Below are 17,469 nucleotides of genomic sequence, written 5' to 3' on the forward strand. Positions count from 1 at the left end.
AATATTTAAGGAAATACCCTTGCTTTCATCTGAAGTCGAGAGAAAATCTTGACATTTATCAGAGGAGACGACTAGCTATTATTTTTCTTTCTAGACGGTGCAACCGATATGACACAAACAAGATCGACCGGAAAATCTTCCGGCGCGAAAAATTCCCAAGCCGATTTTCCTGATAGTAAAGTAGCGCTGTTCGGGCCAGACGAGCCGCTACAGCTTGATAGCGGCGTTGTTTTGTCGCCGTTCCAGATTGCCTATCAGGACTATGGCACATTGAATGAAGACAAAAGCAATGCCATTTTAATTTGCCATGCCCTCACCGGCGATCAACATGTTGCCAACACCCATCCGGTGACCGGAAAACCCGGTTGGTGGGATATATTGGTAGGCCCCGGTAAAATTATTGATACCGAACGCTATTATGTGATCTGTTCTAATGTTTTAGGGGGATGTCTCGGCTCTACCGGTCCGGCATCGAAAAATCCGAAAACGGGAAAACCCTATGCACTCGATTTTCCTGTTATCACGATAGGAGATATGGTGCGCGCACAGGCAATGCTTGTTGAAAAACTGGGAATCAAGACATTGTTTTGTGTGGTTGGTGGTTCCATGGGCGGAATGCAGGCATTGCAATGGGCTGCAGCTTATAAGGAAAAAGTTTTTTCATCCGTCATTCTTGCGACCGGTGCGCGCCATTCGGCACAAAATATCGCTTTTGATGAAATTGGCAGACAAGCCGTTATGGCCGATCCCAACTGGTTGGGCGGGCGGTATCTCGAAGCAGGAAAACGACCGACAAAAGGTTTGGCTGTTGCTAGAATGACAGCCCATATCACTTATCTTTCGGAAGCGGCACTTCATCGCAAATTCGGGCGGAATTTACAAAATAGAGACCAGATAACATTCGGTTTTGATGCCGATTTCCAGATAGAAAGCTATTTGCGTCATCAGGGTATGACATTTGTCGAACGCTTTGATGCCAACAGCTATCTTTATTTGACACGTGCCATGGATTATTTTGATCTTCAAGCCGAATATGGGGGCCATTTGGCCGATGCCTTCAGGGGCTCGCGCGGGCGGTTCTTTGTCGCTTCATTTTCCAGCGATTGGCTGTTCACCACCGAGCAATGTCGCACCTTTGTCCACGCACTCAACGCTGCAGGGGCACGGGTTTCTTTTGTTGAAATCAAAACCGATAAAGGTCATGACGCTTTTCTGCTTGATGAACCGGTGATGTTTTCTGCCATTCACAGTTTCCTGACAGCGGCTGCAGAACAGAGGGGATTGACGGCATGAGCGAGAATGACGAATTATTGTCGGCGTTAAAATCCCGTACCGATTTTGAAGTGATCGCCAATTTTATAAGGTCGGGTGCCCGTGTTCTTGATGTCGGTTGCGGCGATGGCAGTCTGCTTTATCTGTTGCAAACGCGGCGCAATGTTGATGGGCGCGGTGTGGAATTGTCGCAACAAGGTGTCGATCAATGTTTGCTTAAAGGACTTTCTGTCATTCAGGGAGATGCCGATAGCGATCTCGTCTATTATCCGGATTCGTGTTTCGATTATGTTATTCTCTCGCAAACCTTACAGGCAACGCACAATCCGAAGGTCGTGCTTGAACAACTTTTACGCATTGGCGAGAGGGCTGTTGTCTCCATTCCCAATTTCGGTTATTGGCGCGCCCGCGCTCATCTGCTTTTTCTTGGCCGTATGCCGGTTACCAAAGAGCTTCCCTATAGCTGGTATGATACGCCGAATATCCATTTTTGCACGATTGAGGATTTTGTTGATCTCGTTAAAGAAATAGGAGCGGAAATAGAAGAAGCGGTGGTATTGAATCGGCAGGGAAAGCCCGTCAAACGCAAACTGCCTTGGGGGGCCTGGAATTTGTTCGGGCAACAGGCAGTGTTTCTGTTACATAGATGATAATTGAAGCCGAAAACAATCTTCCGATTTTGATAAAGGATAATCTTGCTTGTTGGGATATTCCTGAGAGTGCCCGCATCGACCTCCTTACCATATCGGAAAATGCGACTTTTCGGGTAACTTTCGGGAACGAGACAAGAATTATCCGGATTTATCGGCCGTCCTATCATCAAAATGATGAAATCTTATCCGAACTCCTTTGGCTTGAGGCAATCGAGCAATCCGGCATTGTGACAGTTCCACATCTTTTCATTTCCCGTTTTGGAAAATTGTTTGTCGAAGCGGGCATTTTCAGACTTGCCTGTTTTTCTTTTATACAGGGACAAGAGCCTCAAGCTGATAAGGCGCTTGTGCACCGGTTTTTTGAACTTGGCAAAATTTCCTCCAAACTGCATCGCCAATCCATGAATTGGGTGAGGCCGGAAAGCTTCATTCGTAAACATTGGTCCTATGAAACAATGATCGGGCGAAATGCTATCTGGGGAAATTGGCGAGAGGCTGAAAATCTTTCATCTCAGGATCGTGAAATTCTTGAAAACTGCGATAGAACGCTCGAATATTTTTCTTCAACTTTTCCGAAAGATAAAGCCCATTACGGTCTTATCCATGGCGATTTGCGGCTTGCAAATCTATTGATTGACGGCGAAAAACTCGCCGTAATCGATTTTGATGATTGCGGCTTTTCATGGTTCGGATTGGATCTAGCCAACTCATTGAGCTTTATAGAAGATAATCCGTTTGTGCCAAGCTATATCAATGCATGGCTTCAAGGCTATGGCGAGGTGATGCCGGTAAACCGGGAAATGGCAGATATGATTGTCCATCTCGTTATGATGCGCCGTTTGCAACTGACTGCATGGCTTGAAACGCACAATCAAACGCCAACAGCCGAAAAACTTCGCAAAACTTTTTTGAAAGGCACGGTTGAACTTGCGAGAGCTTATCTTGAAAAAGTTAGCCCTCTTGCTGGTCGATCAGGGCAACGCCTTTAATTTGGGTATAAACATCCATTCCTTCCCTAAGCCCTAATATTTGCCATGAATGGCGTGTGAGGCGTGAAAGAAAATGCGCTCCCTTTCCATTATCACCCAATTCCAGTTTGACCAGAACTTCAAAATGCCCCTGTTCCCGCATTGTTAGAATGCGCGCCGGCATCACATTGAGTATCGAGCTTTTCAGCGGTTTTTCGACAGCAAGGCTTACATCATTGGCCGCAATACGAATGCGCATTTTTTTCCCCCTTACCAAAGGTGCAGACGGGGCAATGAACGTGCCACCCGGTACATCCACTTCGACAAGGCCGGTATTTTCGTTGTAGGATTTGACATAACCGTCAAGATTGACGGCGGCTTCGCGAGTATTGGCAAGCGGCAGATCGGGATTTGCTTCGATTTCTCTCAAACTGCCAGAGGCAATAACTTTGCCACTATCCATCAACACCAATGTGTCGGCCAACCGTTCGACTTCGTAAATATCATGGGTGATATAGATGATTGGCATTGAAAGACGGTCACGCAAACCAATCAAAAAGGGAAGAATTTCATCTCTCGACCGTTTGTCGAGTGCCGATATCGGCTCATCCATAAGGAGAATCTTGGGATGCGACAGGAGAGCACGGCCAATCGCCACACGTTGACGTTCGCCACCGGAGAGATTGTGCGGCGCACGATCAATAAGGTGGGCAATATTCAAAAATTCCACAACTTCGTCGAAAGTCGGCGAGAGATTGTTTTCGCCTTTTGCCATAGCAAAGGTAAGGTTCTTTCTGACAGACAAATGCGGAAACAAACTGGCTTCCTGAAAAACATAGCCGAGGGGACGTTTATAAACGGGAACGAAGCCGGTTTCATTTTGCCAGCATTCGCTGCCGATCTCGACTTTTCCCGAAAAACGGTTAAGTCCGGCAATGCCGCGTAAAACGGAAGTTTTCCCGCATCCGGAAGGGCCGTAAAGCGCAATGACGCCGCGAAGCGGTGCGTGAAACGTGCAATCGAGCATAAAATTGCCCAGCGTCCCTTTAAGATCAACAGAAATGGTTCCACTCATAATGTTCGTGCCTGCATGAATTTCTGCAAGAGTGAAACAGTAAGAATGATGCAAAATGAAAAGATAACCATAATGATTGATAGAACATTGGCTTCATGCATCTGACCGGCTTCGACATAGCTCATAATGGTGGTCGAGATCACGGCCGTCTTACCCGGCAGGTTTCCACCGATCATTTGAACAACACCGAATTCGCCAACAGTATGGGCAAAACCCAAAACTGCGGCAGTCATAAAACCAGGGCTCGCAATCGGAAGGGCTACTTTCCAGAATGCTTTCCATGGTGACGCACGCAACGTTGCTGCAACTTCCATCGGCCGCCTTCCCATAGCCTCGAATGAATTGCGAATGGGCTGAACAACAAAGGGCATGGAATAAATGACCGAGCCGATGACCAGCCCTTCAAAGGTGAAGGCAAATTTATCCATGCCGAACCATGGTGCAATAAAGCCACCTGGTCCATTAGGCCCCAGAAATACCAGAAGATAAAAGCCCAGAACCGTTGGTGGCAAAACCAAAGGTATGGAGATAATGGATGCGACAATTTCTTTTCCATAGGTTTTGGATCGCGACAGCCACAAAGCAATCGGCGTTCCGATAGCCATCAGAAAAAATGTGGTTACCGTCGCCAATTCGGCCGTCAGCTTGATCGCGGTCCATGTCTCATTGGAAAGTAGCATCATGCTTTCTACTTTGTTTCCGGCAAAGCGTAGCCATATTTTTTGATAATGGTTGCTGCTTCCGGACCTTTGAGGAAGCTCACAAAAGCCTTTGCCGCTTCATTATTTTCACCGGTTTTCAAAAGCACGGCATCCTGACGGATCGGGTTATAGTCGTTTTGTGGAACAATCCATTTCGAGCCGCCTTTTTCATTGATAATCTGCGAAAGTGCAACAAAACCGATTTCGGCATTTCCGGTTTTGACAAACTGGTAGGCTTGCGAAATATTTTGCCCTTCGACAAGTTTGTCCTTGATTTTGTCGTGGACTTTTAGCGCATCCATTGTCTCGACAGCCGCCTTGCCATAAGGAGCCGCATCAGGATTGCAGAAGGAAATGTGGGTAATCTTGCTATCCGTCAAAGTTTCAGGACCCTTTACAAGGTCGTCTTTTGCACTCCACAGCACCAATGTGCCGATTGCATAGGTAAATTCTGTTCCTTTGACACCATAGCCTTCTTCAACGGCTTTGGTCGGCCTTTCGGTATCGGCTGCAAGAAATACCTCGAAAGGAGCGCCATTCTTTATTTGTGTATAGAAATTACCGGTGGCACCGAATGAAAGTGTTGCCGTGTGTCCGGTCTTTTCTTTGAATTGTTCGGCAATTTCCTTGACGGGTTCGGTAAAATTGGCGGCCACCGCAACAACGGTTTCACCGGCATGGGCAAAGGTTACACTTGCCAGCAACAGACCTATCGATAAAGCGAGTTTGGATTTCATTGCTTTCTCCTAACATGTTGCAATAATGATGTTTTCAGCCTTGATAAGCGCAAGAACAGGTTGATTGGCCTTAAGTCCATGAAGTGCGGGGTCGTCCGGTCTCATCGTTGCAATGAGTATTTTGTCCTCACCAATTTCAACGTTAAGCTCGACACTTTTTTTGCCAATCGTTATCGATTCCAGAATTCCCGGAATCCGGTTTTGTTCAGAAAAATTGTCCTTGTCTTCAAAAGGTACGACCCTCACAAAGGGTGCTTTGATAAGAGCTGCAACCTGACGCCCCTTAACAAGTCCAAGCCGTTCGACACTTTTTTCAGTAATTTCGGCTTTGATGTCGATTTTTCGGGAAATACTGATGGTTACAAATGCGGCTGGCGGCGCACTTTTGATGGATAAAATGTGGCCCGATAAAACATTGCGTGCCGATGTTCTCATCATGAAACCTTGTAAAAGCCCTGTCGAACTCAAACCTATTTCCGACAAATTTTCGGAGGCTTGCTTCATCATTGTGGCAAGTCCGGTTTCAAGATGGTGAAAAGTTTCGATGAGTTTTAACGCTTCTGGTGTCAGGGTGGCACCACCGCCATTTTTCCCGCCGATATTCTTTTTCAAAAGCGGTTTTGCAACGAGGTTTTGCATGGCGCCAATGCCATCCCATGCCGCCTTGTAGCTAAGCCCGACAGAACGGGCGGCGGCAGAAATCGAACCTTCACGGCCGACAGCCTCGAGAAGCTTGATGCGCTCGCGCCCGACCGAGCCGATATGATCTTCTGTGAAAGATAAGGTTGCTTTGACCGACATAAATATACCATTCTGTTATATAGATTAACTATATAACGATCATGACGAAAGCAAGGTTTCCGCACCAATTTTTCTAAAGCCGGTTTTTGGTGGTTTTTCTGGTGTTTTATCGAACAACTATTTGAGTGGCCGTTTAATAGCCGCGCATCCGGTTGACTGTAGGCGGCAATTTTCCGGTTTTTCGCCAATTCGCTATATTTTTTACCACTATTTTTGCGGCACTTTCTTTGTTTGTTGGCGCCGAGATATGGGGAAGCACGGTTATATTTTGATTCTGCCATAAGGGCGAATCGGGCGGCAAAGGTTCCTGATCGAAAACGTCAAGAACCGCGTGATCGAGCTCACGTTTATCAAGAGCGTCAACAAGAGCGTTGGTATCAATAACAGGCCCTCTGGAAAAATTGATCAGGCTTGCTCCTTTTTTCATATGGGCAAATTCGTTCTTTCCGAGAAGCCCTATTGTTTCATTGGTGAGCGGTATAAGCAGAACGACAATATCGCTTGTTTCAATCAGCCGCATAAAACCGGCATTTCCACTCAAACATGTGACATTGTCGAGCGTTTTTTGGCTCTTTGACCAACCATTTATCTGAAATCCGGTAAGTGTTAGCAATTTCGCCGCAGCTCTTCCCAATTCACCTAAACCGAGAAGGCCGATTTTCCATTGTGAGGCAGGCTTATAGCTATGTGGTTGCCAGAGGCGTTCCTGTTGCTGGCGATGATAGCACGGCATATCGCGGGTTAAATAAAGCGTCCATGCAAGAACAGCTTCGGCCATGGCTTCGGTTAAAGCGGGATCAACGAGCCGGACAATCGGTGGCGCATTTTCGGGTAATTCCTTCACCATCCGTTCGACACCTGCCCATAGGCTTTGTATCCATTTCAGATTTGTGAGTTTTTTCAATTGGTCGGGATCAGGGTTTGCAACAATGGCAAGTTCGATTGCGCCATAATCTTCCGGTTTCAAATCGTTGAAATCTACAATCTTTTCATCGCCTAAATTTTCGGACAGGATTTTTAACCAGTTATCCCTTTCGGTTTGTTCACTACGGCTGACAAAAGCAATCGGTTCTGCCATCAGTTATTTTCCTTATGAAAAAAGCGGCACGAAATGATTGGCCGCGACATCTCTGCTATTGCTGCTCTGTCAAATCTGCCTTAAGTTTAGCCAAAATTCCATAGTGATTTTTAAACGCGGAAAATGATCGTCCGGAAAGAGTTGAAGGCTTCCGGTTTCTAAAATCGGAATATCCGGATTCTCTCCGGCATGATAAATGTTTTTCGCTGGTGAATGATGTTGAAGAGGTAAAAATACAATGACACGCACCGTTTATGTCAACGGCGATTGGTTTGATGAAACAAATGCCCGGATTTCAATTTTTGACAGGTCTGTCATGTTTGCCGATTCCGTTTATGAAGTCACCTCTTTTCTTGACGGAAAGTTTCTCGACTTTGACGGACATATCAAAAGGCTTAAAAATTCTCTGAAAGCGCTGGAGATAGAATTCAACGTGGATAGGGATGAATTTCTCAATATTCATCGCGAGCTTATCAAGCGAAACGGTCTTGATAACGGCACTGTCTATCTTCAGGTTTCGCGTGGCGCCGGTGATCGTAATTTTGTTTACGACAATAGCGAATTGAAGCCCTGCCTTTTCATGTTCACGCAGACAGGCATTGTCAAAAATCTTCAAAAAATGCCGCAGTTGAAAATGATATCGGTGAAAGAGGGCCGCTGGTGCCGCCGCGACATCAAGACGACGCAGCTTCTTTATTCGTCTTTGACCAAGACTCACGCCCATGCCGAAGGCGTTGACGATGCTGTCTATGTCGAGGATGGCTATCTGACCGAAGCAACCTCGTCCAATTTCTTCATTGTCGATCGTCAGGGGACACTTGTCACCCGCCAGTTGGATCACTCCATTTTGCCCGGTATTACCCGCGGTACCATTCTGGAGCTTGCGCGCAAAAATGGCATTAATGTCGAAGAACGGCTTTTTACATTGGAAGAAACCTATGCCGCCAGTGAAGCGTTGATTACTTCGACAACCAATTTTGCAGCTCCTGTTTTGAGCGTAGACGGGCGTAAAATTGGCGATGGTAAGCCCGGAAAAGTAACATTGCGCTTACGCGAACTTTATATCGAACATGTCAAACGCAGTTAAGCTCACTGTTTAAAATCGAAAACTAGTTCTGGCGCTTCGATTGAACAGCAAGCGCCAGAAGTGCCTGTCGGATAATCGGTTCGGCAAGGGCCGTATTTTCGCGGCTTTCAAGAACGGCTTTTTGTAGCCGCTCCATTGCTTCCGCAATTCGCTTCAATGTCCAACGGGTGAGTGCCTGTTCAATGATTTTTTGTCGGCGAAAGAAAATAGGCGGGCGCGCCGAAGAAATGGCAGAAGAGGGCGTTTTCCCATCGATTTCCACTTGCTGGCGCAAAAGTTGCAATTGTTGGAATTGTCTCTCGGCAGCGCTTAATATCAAAAAAAGCGCATTGCCGGTTGCAACCTGACGGTCGAAACGGTTGTTGAAACCGACAAGATCTCCAATGAGAACAGCATCGATAATTTCATCGTAAGTGAGGCCGCTTACATCACTCACAGCAGCTTTTACATCATCAAGTGTGATCTCGTCCTTGCCCATTGCATAAAGGCAAAGCTTGTCCAATTCACTACGCGAGATAAGCCGGTCTCCCCCCAGACTCTCTTTGAGCCATTTTCTTGCTTCAAGCGAAATGGCAAGGTGATATTCACCAAGAACCTGATCAATCAGCCCTTCAAGCGAGTGTGCATCGTCGGCATAACAGGGAAGCGCCATGGCTGACGCTGCCGTTTCCACAGCCGAGCGTAGACCTGCACCTTTTTTAAGGTCTCCGGCTTCTATCATCAGATAAACATTTTCAAGGCCGGTTTTTGCAAGTTTTTTGACGACTTCGGTGAGATTTCGTCCATTGCCGGCGTTTTTTATCGAGATGAGCCGTTTTCCGCCAAACAGCGAGACCGTATGGGCTTCGTCAAGAAGGCGCGTAGGGTCGCGTTCAAGATCGGCCGCTTCAAGCCTGATATTGGAAAACGGGTCATCAAGTTTGACGCCGGTGAGCTTGGCAAATTTCGACGCCCGTTCGGAAACGAGCCCCTTATCGGGACCGTAAATCAGAACAATGGGGTATTGCGCTTGTAAACGTGAAAGGAAACCGTCGACCTCATGTGCTTTTTTCTGCGCCATGTTAATCCATCAGCAGCTTGTCATCGTCGAGCGCTTCACCTCTGACCTTCTGGAACATGCCGACAAGGTCGCTCACATCAAGACCTTTGCGTTCTTCTTCGTGCACATCAAGTATCACCTTTCCACCATGCAGCATAAAGGTACGATCACCATAATCAAGTGCCTGTCGCATAGAATGGGTAACCATCAAAGTGGTCAGATTGTTTTCCTTGATGACTTTTTCAGTCAGTTTCATAACAAATTCGGCCATTCCCGGATCAAGTGCGGCCGTATGTTCGTCAAGCAGCAAAACATCGGCATCCGACAGGGTAGCCATAATCAACGCCAAAGCCTGACGTTGCCCGCCGGAAAGACTGTCCATCCGGTTCTGGATGCGGTCTTCAAGTCCAAGACCGAGAGCGGCAATGCGGGCGCGGAATATTTCGCGATTTTCTTTGGTTAAAGCCGACCGTAACCCCCGCCGTTTTCCGCGACGGGCGGCAAGGGCGAGATTTTCTTCAATAGTGAGTGATCCGCAACTTCCCGCTAGCGGATCCTGAAAAACCCGTGCGATCATGCCTGCCCGTTCGGCTGTCGATTTTCCCGAAACATCAATATTGTTGATAATGACTTTGCCTTCATTGGGCAAAATATCTCCGGCGAGAACCCCAAGCATGGTCGATTTGCCAGCACCGTTGGAACCGATAATGGTTACAAAGCTGCCACGCTCAATTTTTAGGTTGAGATCAATAAGGGCCTGTTTTTCCAAAGGGGTTCCGGCTTTGAATGTAACGCCGATGTGTTGCAGTTCAATCATGCTTTTTTGCCCCCAGATAATGCGGCAAAACAAGAGTCAATACCACAATCAAAGCGGTAATAAGCTGCAAGTCTGTCGATGTATCAATGCCAAGACTGCTGCCTTCAAATGCGAATTGCACAGCAACACGATAGAGGACAGACCCGACAATGCAGCTTATGATAATCAGTAAAAGATTTCGGGTTCTGAACAATGTCTCGCCAATAATAACGGCAGCAAGCCCGAAGACGATGGTTCCTGCACCTCCTGTTATATCGGTGGCAATAGCGGTCTGGATATAAAGTGACCCGCCAAGAGCAACGAGACCATTTGATAATCCCATACCGGCATAGATGAGAAGCGCGGTTTTGATTCCCTGAGCTTTCGCCATACGTTGATTCGTTCCGGTTGCCCGCATGGCAAGGCCGATTTCACTTTCCAGAAAACGCCAGACAAGAAAAGCAACAATGATGACGAGAATACCGACGAAAAGCGGGCGGATAATCATATCGGGCAATCCGAACAGATTATAAAACGGTGTGAGTGCGGTATCTGCCAAACCGAGATTGACATTCGATACCCCCATAATTCCCATAATGCGAAGATTGATGGTGTAGAGCGCCGACATTGTCAAAATGGATGCAAGGAGGTTTAAAATGCCGAATTTCAAATTCAAAAGTGCGGTAACAAGTCCGGCAATCATTCCTGCAATCAAAGCCGAAAACATGCCAAACCACGGATTGAAACCGCATAGAATCATGACACCGCAGACGGTCGAGCCTAACAGAAACGAACCGTCCACCGTCAAATCCGGAAAATCGAGAATCCTGAACGATAAATAGACTCCGATAGCGACAAACGCATAAACAAGCCCGAGCTCGACAGCACCGGTAAAGGCAAACATACTCATGAGGCAATAGCCCCGCTTGCAATTATGTCAGTATCGAAAAATTCCACCGTCAGGATACCTTACTTGTTGATAATTTTTGCCGCCCGACCAAGGACCGGCTGCGGGATCGTAATTCCCATTTTTTCCGCAGCTTGAAGGTCAATCGCCACATTTTTCCCTTCCGGTGTGACAACATCAATGTCTCCGGGTTTTTCACCTTTTAAAATACGAACAACGAGTTTACCGGTCTCGAGCCCCGAATCATAATAATCGATTCCCTGGGCTGCAAAGGCACCATGCCCGATCGAACTCGGATCAGCCGTAAAAAGCGGTGTTTTTGATTCGGCTGCTACTTTCGTTGCACCTTCAAGCACCGAGATAATTGTATTGTCTGTCGGCACATAAATCATATCCACCTTGCCAATAAGGGCGCGGGTTGCTGCCTGTACGTCGGATGATTTCGGTGCAGCCGAGGGGATAATTTCGATGCCGTCTTTTTCTGCAAGCTTTTTCAAAACATTCAAGGTCGAAACCGAATTTGCCTCGGCAGCATTATAAAGGTAGCCGAGTTTTTTCAGATCAGGTTTGATTTCTTTCAAGAGTTTTATGTGTTCTTCAACCGGCGAGCGGTCGGATACGCCGGTAATGTTTCCACCGGGTTTCTTCATATCCGGTACGAGCTTTGCTTCAACAGGGTCTGAAACAGCCGAAAAAACAATCGGTATGTTTTTGGTTGCTGCAAGCATGGTTTGTGCCGAAGGCGTTGCAATGGAAACAATCACATCCGGCTTGTCTCCGACAAATTGGCGGGCAATCTGGGTTGCTGTGGAAATGTTTCCTTGCGCTGATTGGAAGTTGAGAACGAGATTCTCGCCATTCTTGTAACCCTCTTGTGCAAGGACATCCTCTACGCCTTTGCGCACGGCATCCAAAGCCGGATGGGCAACAATCTGTGTAATATCGACTTTCACTTTATCGGCTGCAAAAGAAAAATTTCCCAATGCCAGAATTGCTGCGGCTGCCAGAACCAAACGACGCATAATCACTTCTCCCTCTAAAACCTCTTAAAAGCTTTATTGGAGCCATAGTCGGAAATCAACATTTTCAACGATTTTTAAAGCATGAAAAACGAATATTGAAAGAATTTTATTTTTTATGTTGCAATCGTCGCAAGGTTGGGTCATATAGGCACGACCGAAGCGAAGCGCTTCCGGTTTGTGAGCGGGTGTAGCTCAGGGGTAGAGCACAACCTTGCCAAGGTTGGGGTCGTGGGTTCGAATCCCATCGCCCGCTCCAATTTTCCCGAAATTTGAATATAAAGATATTTTGCTTGCATGGGGCCTTGCCACAAGCTTGAAGAGCCCATTTCAATATGCGCGCTTTCGTGTTTTATCCAAGACAGCGTTTATCGAGATTTTCCGGCTTCCGCTTTAAAGCGTCAGATTGAAGCGGAAATTCGTCAGTCGACGAATCTTCATAGAAATTTTCATGCGAAACCGATCTAAAATGCTTTCCGATTCGATTGACATTGAAAAGACGTTTTATTTCTTGCTTGAATGAGAAATTTTGAAAACGAAATCGTTTTCGTAAAAGATGTAATTTCTCTGAAAAACCTGTTTGCGAATTTCATCCCCTCCTTCGAATTTTTTGTTAAGTGAAAGACGGTAAAACGACTTGTCAATCAATAATCAAGTCTGACAGTCCGATTTTTTCATAATAAACGAACTGTGTCGCACGATTAAAACTGTCGAAGAACACATGTTTTGTCTGACAGATCGCTTCTCTCCGTAAGATATTTGCAACTATCAAAACAACCTATTATTGAACTTTCGAGTGTGATTGCTATGTAGAAAGCAGCTACTTTCAGAGAATAAATTTTGCCGAAATAGCTTTGGCAGGTTGTAGAACAGGAACAATACGTAATGACAAAAAAGATAACCCAATTTTCAGGCGTTAATGCTCTTATGATGGGAGTTTTTGATGGTTTATTTCCGATATCGGAAATTAAAAAACATGGAAATTTCGGTTTGGGATGTTCGGAAGGTTTGACCGGAGAAGCTATTATTGATTGTTGTCATTTTTGGGATGCTAAAGGTAACAGACCATTACGAATAATGGATGACACTGAAAGAATGCCATTCGCGCAAATCACGACATTTGCCCCCGAGGCAAGTTTTGCAATTTCACACGTTTCGAAAGCGACATTATATGATGAACTTTCGAAACATCTGAAATTCGATAATGTGTTTCTTGCAATAAAATTGGAAGGCAAATTCGATCATTTGAAGGTGCGGAGACCGAGGGAACTTGATCAGCGTTTTAAAAACGCAATGGAAGTGGCCGAACACCAAATCGTTGAAGATATCAAAGACATTGAAGGAGAACTTATTGGGTTCTGGACACCGGAATTTTTTCAGAATGTTTCGGTTGCCGGATTTCATGTTCATTTTGTTGACAAAAACCGGACAACGGGTGGCCATGTGATCGATTTTTCGATTGAGAAAGGTACGCTGTCTTATGAAACCAAATATGGTTTGGATATCGAGCTATCCGATAAAAAGGCCTATCTCAATCATGATTTGAAAGTTGCCGATATGGACAAAATCATCAAGCAATTCGAAAATTGAGGCGTGTGCCATTCGTTTTATCAGAATGGTTGGAAAGCCTTAAATTTTGCTATGTGTTTTAATATCGGGTGAGTAAGTTGGAAGATATTTACTTACCCGAATTTTTATCGAAGTTTTCCCCTTCTGTTTTTCTTTGTCTCCAGTCACGACATACTAATAATGAAGTTGCCGAAAGACCGGTCAAGATTGCTTGGCAACTATCAGCATTGCATTCGGAAAACATAGTTACACGCTGCCGGCAATTTGACATGAACCGGATATGATTTTGAATATGGCAACCGTTCATTTGAAGACAAAGGCACTATGCGAAGCAGATTTTTTGAAACACCTCTTCTTATATAGACGGCTTGGTGAACTTTAAGAATGGACAGAAAAAACAATTATAGTGCGGGCGAAAAATTTGGCCGATCAGGCGGTCAATATCTGGTGTGCATCGGATATATCCGAAGAATCGCTTGATCGTTTCAAACCGGAAAAACCGGTTTTGAAATCATATACAATTGCAGATCATGCGTTTTTACGAAGTGGCATTACACGGGAATTGTTTGAGGCCTTTCGCAAAGAGATACTCAACCTTGATGATAATGTGCGAGAAGAATTCTTGAAGCACTATATCGCCTATAAAGCGGAAACGAATTTTGTCGATGTCGTGCCGCAATCAAAACAGTTAATTTTACATCTCAATATCGAGATAAACGAACTTGATGACCCACGTGGTCTTTGCCGTGATATCTCACAGATCGGTCATTTTGGAACCGGTTTTGTCGAAGCCAAATTCAGGTCGCTGGATCAGCTTCCTTATATGGTTGGCCTTGTCCGTCAGGCGCTTGAAAAACAATTGGGCGTTGATGGTTGGATTTGAGCGGGCTTGTTAGCTCCATCTGCTTTGCACTAGATCAAACACAACATTTTCTCGGAAAATTAAGAATATGACTTCAAGCCAACAACAGCGTCAAGCATTGCATCGCGAGATCTATCAAATCGCCAATGATGTGCGTGGTTCGGTTGATGGTTGGAATTTCAAGCTATATGTGCTGTGCACATTGTTTTATCGTTTTATGAGTGAGAATTTTTGCGATTACGTCCAAATGGCTATAAAAGTTTCAATTACGCGAGAATTGCTGATAACGACATTCCTATCGCTATGAGATTTCACCGTTTTTCGTTTCAAACTTGGATAATGTGGCAGGAAATATCATATTGTTGCCAGTTTTACTCGAAGTGATATGAAGAAGTAGCTACTTCGCGGGGGTGACAGTGCTTTTAACTGGTCAACAAACCGGGATATTCTATATAACACCCTTACTGGAGAAGCCTTCATAAAAGGATTATATTGATGCAATCCCTAAGCAAACTGAACCAGAAACTATCGGAATACGTACCTTTTCGTATTATCCCTGGTATTATTTGTGTGCTCATTTATTGGGCTTTATATATGACTCCGAAGCCGGCCGGTCTAACAGCCGAAGCTTGGCATTTTGTGGCCATTTTTGTGGCAGCAATCCTCGGAATTATTCTCAAAGTTATGCCGCTTGGTGTTATGTCGATGATCACAATTGCGGTGGTCATGTTGTCGAAAGTGACATCACCGACATCGCCGAAAGCTGTCGCCGATGCGCTTGGTTCCATGGACAATGCGCTGATCTGGCTTATCGTTATTTCGGTCATCGTTTCACGTGGCCTGATTAAAACAGGTTTGGGCGCGCGAATTGGCTATTATTTCATTCGACTTCTCGGTAAACGGACGATCGGTATCGGTTACGGGCTCGCACTTTGCGAATTATTGCTTGCTCCCTTTACCCCCAGCAACACTGCGCGCTGCGGTGGCATTATCCACCCGATCATGCGCTCGATTGCTCTTGCCTATGATTCTATTCCCCAGAAAGGAACGCAAAGCAAAGTCGGCACTTATCTTGCGCTAGTCAATTATCACGCAAATCCGATTAGTTCGGCAATGTTTATTACAGCGACAGCCCCGAATCCGCTAGTTGTCAATTATATTGCCGAAGCAACCCATCAAGGCTTTACCCTTTCGTGGAGTACCTGGGCACTGTGCATGTTGGTACCGGGCATTGTTGCCATGTTGCTTATGCCGTTTGTCATTTATCTCATCTCCCCGCCAGAACTGAAAATCACTCCGAATGCTGTTACTTTCGCCCATGACGAGTTGCAGAAATTGGGCAAGATCAAAGCCCCGGAAATTATTATGCTGCTCACATTCGTCATTATGCTTTTGTTGTGGGCAGGTCTTCCGGCAGCATTGTTCGGGCCTTCCTTTTCGGTTGATCCGACAGCCGTCGCATTCGTTGGTCTGGTAATTTTGTTGTTGTGCGGAACACTCACCTGGGATGATGTGCTTAAAGAAAAAAGCGCATGGGATACGCTTATCTGGTTCGGTGCTCTCGTTATGCTTGCCGGTCAGCTTAACAAACTTGGCGTTATTGCCTGGTTCTCTGACGGACTGCGCTTTGCTATCGAATCAAGTGGCATGAGCTGGCCCGCAGCGATGGCTATATTGATCCTGACATTCATGTATACCCACTACGTATTTGCAAGTACGACTGCTCACATCAGTGCAATGATGCTGGCTTTCCTGATGGTTGGTGTTCACCTCATTCCCGGTGATTACATTAACCTGTTCATGTTGCTGATGGCTGCTGCCTCGGCAATCATGATGTGCTTGACCCATTATGCCACTGGTACATCGCCGATCATTTTCGGTTCGGGTTACGTTACTCTGGGCCGCTGGTGGGGCGTGGGCTTTGTGATGAGTGTCGTCAATCTTCTGGTCTTCGCAATTGTTGGCGGTATCTGGTGGAAAATATTGGGCTATTGGTAAGCCTGTAAGATGACCGTCTCTCTATGGTTTTGTTGATCAGGGGAGACGACATCTCTTATGAAAAACAACACAATAGTGCAGCACGAAGGCTGTTTATGTTGAAATAAAATGCCGGTTTATACCGGCATTTTTTTTGAAAAAATATCCAAGAAAATCTATCTTACCGCGATTAAAAATTGTGGTTCGCAATAGTTTGTCAGGATTTCTGTTTTGCTTGCCATTCACGGATAAGTTTTCTCCGTTCGTCAGTACTATTTTCCTGTTGAAGTTGCTCTACCAGTGCCTTTGGAGCTTTCTCAGGTGTTCCACAATCAAACGGTGGCTCGGGATCATATTGCATGAGCAATTGCGTTTTTTTTGCGGTGTCCTCGCCTAAAAGTTTTGCAACAATGACCAAGCCGAAATCCATGCCCGCAGTGATTCCTCCGGCTGTTATGATATGACCGTCAACAACCACACGTTCCTCAACAGGAATTGCTCCGAAAAGTGGTAGAAATTCCATAGCGCTCCAATGGGTGGTGGCTTTCCGTCCTTTGAGTAGGCCGGTTGCACCCAGAATAAGCGAACCGGTACAAATCGATGTGAGAAAGCGCACCTCATTTGCTTCTTTACGGATAAAATCGAGAACCGGCTCGTTGTTTAGAAACCGGTTGACGCCATTTCCTCCGGGAATGCACAGGACATCAAGCGGAAGAAGTGTGCCGATATCATAATCGGGTGAAAAGGATAACCCGCCCATCGTCGTAATCGGCTTCAAGCTTTCGCCGATAAGAGATACTTCTATATCAGGAGTTGAACTAAACGCATCATAAGGTGCGGCAAAATCCAATAATTGCATTTCATCAAAAATAAAAAATCCGGCTTTTACAGTCATTGATCATCCCTTTTTTAAAATGTGCTTCAAAAA

General features: G+C 45.7%; 18 protein-coding genes and 1 tRNA gene. 9 read left to right on the top strand and 10 right to left on the bottom strand.

The window, feature by feature from the left end; translation table 11 throughout:
• Window positions 1-108: 108 nt before the first annotated feature.
• The 3 genes from metX to PEB0122_RS02240 are packed head-to-tail and all read left to right on the top strand — an operon-like array spanning window position 109 to window position 2,914.
• On the top strand, window positions 109-1,293 hold the full coding sequence (gene metX / locus PEB0122_RS02230; protein WP_075915379.1) for a homoserine O-acetyltransferase MetX: 1,185 nt from the start codon (window positions 109-111) through the stop codon (window positions 1,291-1,293).
• The gene (gene metW / locus PEB0122_RS02235) at window positions 1,290-1,922 is read left to right on the top strand and encodes a methionine biosynthesis protein MetW (RefSeq protein WP_075915380.1); all 633 of its coding nucleotides are present in this window, start codon (window positions 1,290-1,292) and stop codon (window positions 1,920-1,922) included. Before metX ends, metW begins: the two co-directional genes overlap by 4 nt.
• Window positions 1,919-2,914, top strand: coding sequence for a phosphotransferase enzyme family protein (locus tag PEB0122_RS02240; protein WP_083650167.1), 996 nt, complete (start codon window positions 1,919-1,921; stop codon window positions 2,912-2,914). The genes metW and PEB0122_RS02240 overlap by 4 nt, the downstream gene beginning before the upstream one ends.
• Here the strand turns inward: PEB0122_RS02240 and modC are convergent.
• The 5 genes from modC to PEB0122_RS02265 form a co-directional block, all read right to left on the bottom strand.
• Window positions 2,877-3,968: a molybdenum ABC transporter ATP-binding protein gene (gene modC / locus PEB0122_RS02245; protein ID WP_075915381.1), complete on the bottom strand. Its 1,092-nt coding sequence runs from the start codon at window positions 3,966-3,968 to the stop codon at window positions 2,877-2,879. The two genes, PEB0122_RS02240 and modC, sit on opposite strands and share 38 nt — an antisense overlap.
• Complete coding sequence (gene modB, locus PEB0122_RS02250) at window positions 3,965-4,651, bottom strand: molybdate ABC transporter permease subunit (RefSeq protein WP_075869462.1); 687 nt, start codon at window positions 4,649-4,651, stop codon at window positions 3,965-3,967. Before modB ends, modC begins: the two co-directional genes overlap by 4 nt.
• Before the next feature lie 5 nt (window positions 4,652-4,656).
• Window positions 4,657-5,406 carry a molybdate ABC transporter substrate-binding protein gene (modA, locus tag PEB0122_RS02255; RefSeq protein WP_075915382.1) on the bottom strand — a complete coding sequence of 250 codons (750 nt, stop codon included), beginning with the start codon at window positions 5,404-5,406 and terminating at the stop codon, window positions 4,657-4,659.
• A gap of 9 nt (window positions 5,407-5,415) precedes the next feature.
• Window positions 5,416-6,207 (bottom strand): TOBE domain-containing protein, encoded by a 792-nt coding sequence (locus tag PEB0122_RS02260; RefSeq protein ID WP_075915383.1) that lies wholly within the window; start codon window positions 6,205-6,207, stop codon window positions 5,416-5,418.
• A 133-nt stretch (window positions 6,208-6,340) separates the two neighbouring features.
• On the bottom strand, window positions 6,341-7,285 hold the full coding sequence (locus tag PEB0122_RS02265; RefSeq protein WP_075915384.1) for a 2-hydroxyacid dehydrogenase: 945 nt from the start codon (window positions 7,283-7,285) through the stop codon (window positions 6,341-6,343).
• A 238-nt stretch (window positions 7,286-7,523) separates the two neighbouring features.
• Between PEB0122_RS02265 and PEB0122_RS02270 the strand changes: the two genes are divergently transcribed.
• Window positions 7,524-8,372: a D-amino-acid transaminase gene (locus PEB0122_RS02270; RefSeq protein ID WP_075915385.1), complete on the top strand. Its 849-nt coding sequence runs from the start codon at window positions 7,524-7,526 to the stop codon at window positions 8,370-8,372.
• Between the two features lie 22 nt (window positions 8,373-8,394).
• Here PEB0122_RS02270 and holA read toward each other — a convergent pair whose 3' ends face one another.
• Genes holA through PEB0122_RS02290 form a run of 4 tightly spaced genes read right to left on the bottom strand, consistent with a single transcriptional unit; the run spans window position 8,395 to window position 12,136 of the window.
• Window positions 8,395-9,432, bottom strand: coding sequence for a DNA polymerase III subunit delta (gene holA, locus PEB0122_RS02275; protein WP_075915386.1), 1,038 nt, complete (start codon window positions 9,430-9,432; stop codon window positions 8,395-8,397).
• A gap of 1 nt (window position 9,433) precedes the next feature.
• Complete coding sequence (locus PEB0122_RS02280; RefSeq protein WP_075915387.1) at window positions 9,434-10,228, bottom strand: ABC transporter ATP-binding protein; 795 nt, start codon at window positions 10,226-10,228, stop codon at window positions 9,434-9,436.
• Complete coding sequence (locus PEB0122_RS02285; RefSeq protein WP_075869454.1) at window positions 10,221-11,117, bottom strand: ABC transporter permease; 897 nt, start codon at window positions 11,115-11,117, stop codon at window positions 10,221-10,223. The genes PEB0122_RS02280 and PEB0122_RS02285 overlap by 8 nt, the downstream gene beginning before the upstream one ends.
• Before the next feature lie 59 nt (window positions 11,118-11,176).
• The gene (locus PEB0122_RS02290; protein WP_083650168.1) at window positions 11,177-12,136 is read right to left on the bottom strand and encodes an ABC transporter substrate-binding protein; all 960 of its coding nucleotides are present in this window, start codon (window positions 12,134-12,136) and stop codon (window positions 11,177-11,179) included.
• A 181-nt stretch (window positions 12,137-12,317) separates the two neighbouring features.
• Between PEB0122_RS02290 and PEB0122_RS02295 the strand changes: the two genes are divergently transcribed.
• From PEB0122_RS02295 to PEB0122_RS02315, 5 genes are all read left to right on the top strand, one after another.
• A tRNA-Gly gene (locus PEB0122_RS02295) sits at window positions 12,318-12,392 on the top strand.
• Window positions 12,393-13,018: 626 nt separating this feature from the next.
• On the top strand, window positions 13,019-13,723 hold the full coding sequence (budA, locus tag PEB0122_RS02300; RefSeq protein WP_075915388.1) for an acetolactate decarboxylase: 705 nt from the start codon (window positions 13,019-13,021) through the stop codon (window positions 13,721-13,723).
• A gap of 400 nt (window positions 13,724-14,123) precedes the next feature.
• Complete coding sequence (locus tag PEB0122_RS02305; protein ID WP_143238782.1) at window positions 14,124-14,585, top strand: DUF5655 domain-containing protein; 462 nt, start codon at window positions 14,124-14,126, stop codon at window positions 14,583-14,585.
• A 67-nt stretch (window positions 14,586-14,652) separates the two neighbouring features.
• Entirely contained in the window at window positions 14,653-14,871 is a 219-nt protein-coding gene (locus PEB0122_RS11835) for a type I restriction-modification system subunit M N-terminal domain-containing protein (RefSeq protein WP_075915390.1), read from the top strand.
• A 188-nt stretch (window positions 14,872-15,059) separates the two neighbouring features.
• Complete coding sequence (locus PEB0122_RS02315; RefSeq protein ID WP_075869449.1) at window positions 15,060-16,562, top strand: DASS family sodium-coupled anion symporter; 1,503 nt, start codon at window positions 15,060-15,062, stop codon at window positions 16,560-16,562.
• A 196-nt stretch (window positions 16,563-16,758) separates the two neighbouring features.
• On the opposite strand, the gene PEB0122_RS02320 is transcribed toward PEB0122_RS02315, so the two are convergent.
• Complete coding sequence (locus tag PEB0122_RS02320; RefSeq protein WP_075915391.1) at window positions 16,759-17,436, bottom strand: DJ-1/PfpI family protein; 678 nt, start codon at window positions 17,434-17,436, stop codon at window positions 16,759-16,761.
• Window positions 17,437-17,469: the final 33 nt, after the last annotated feature.

This window comes from Ditibartonella apis (assembly GCF_001952075.1).
GTDB classification, from domain to species: Bacteria; Pseudomonadota; Alphaproteobacteria; order Rhizobiales; family Rhizobiaceae; genus Bartonella; species Bartonella apis.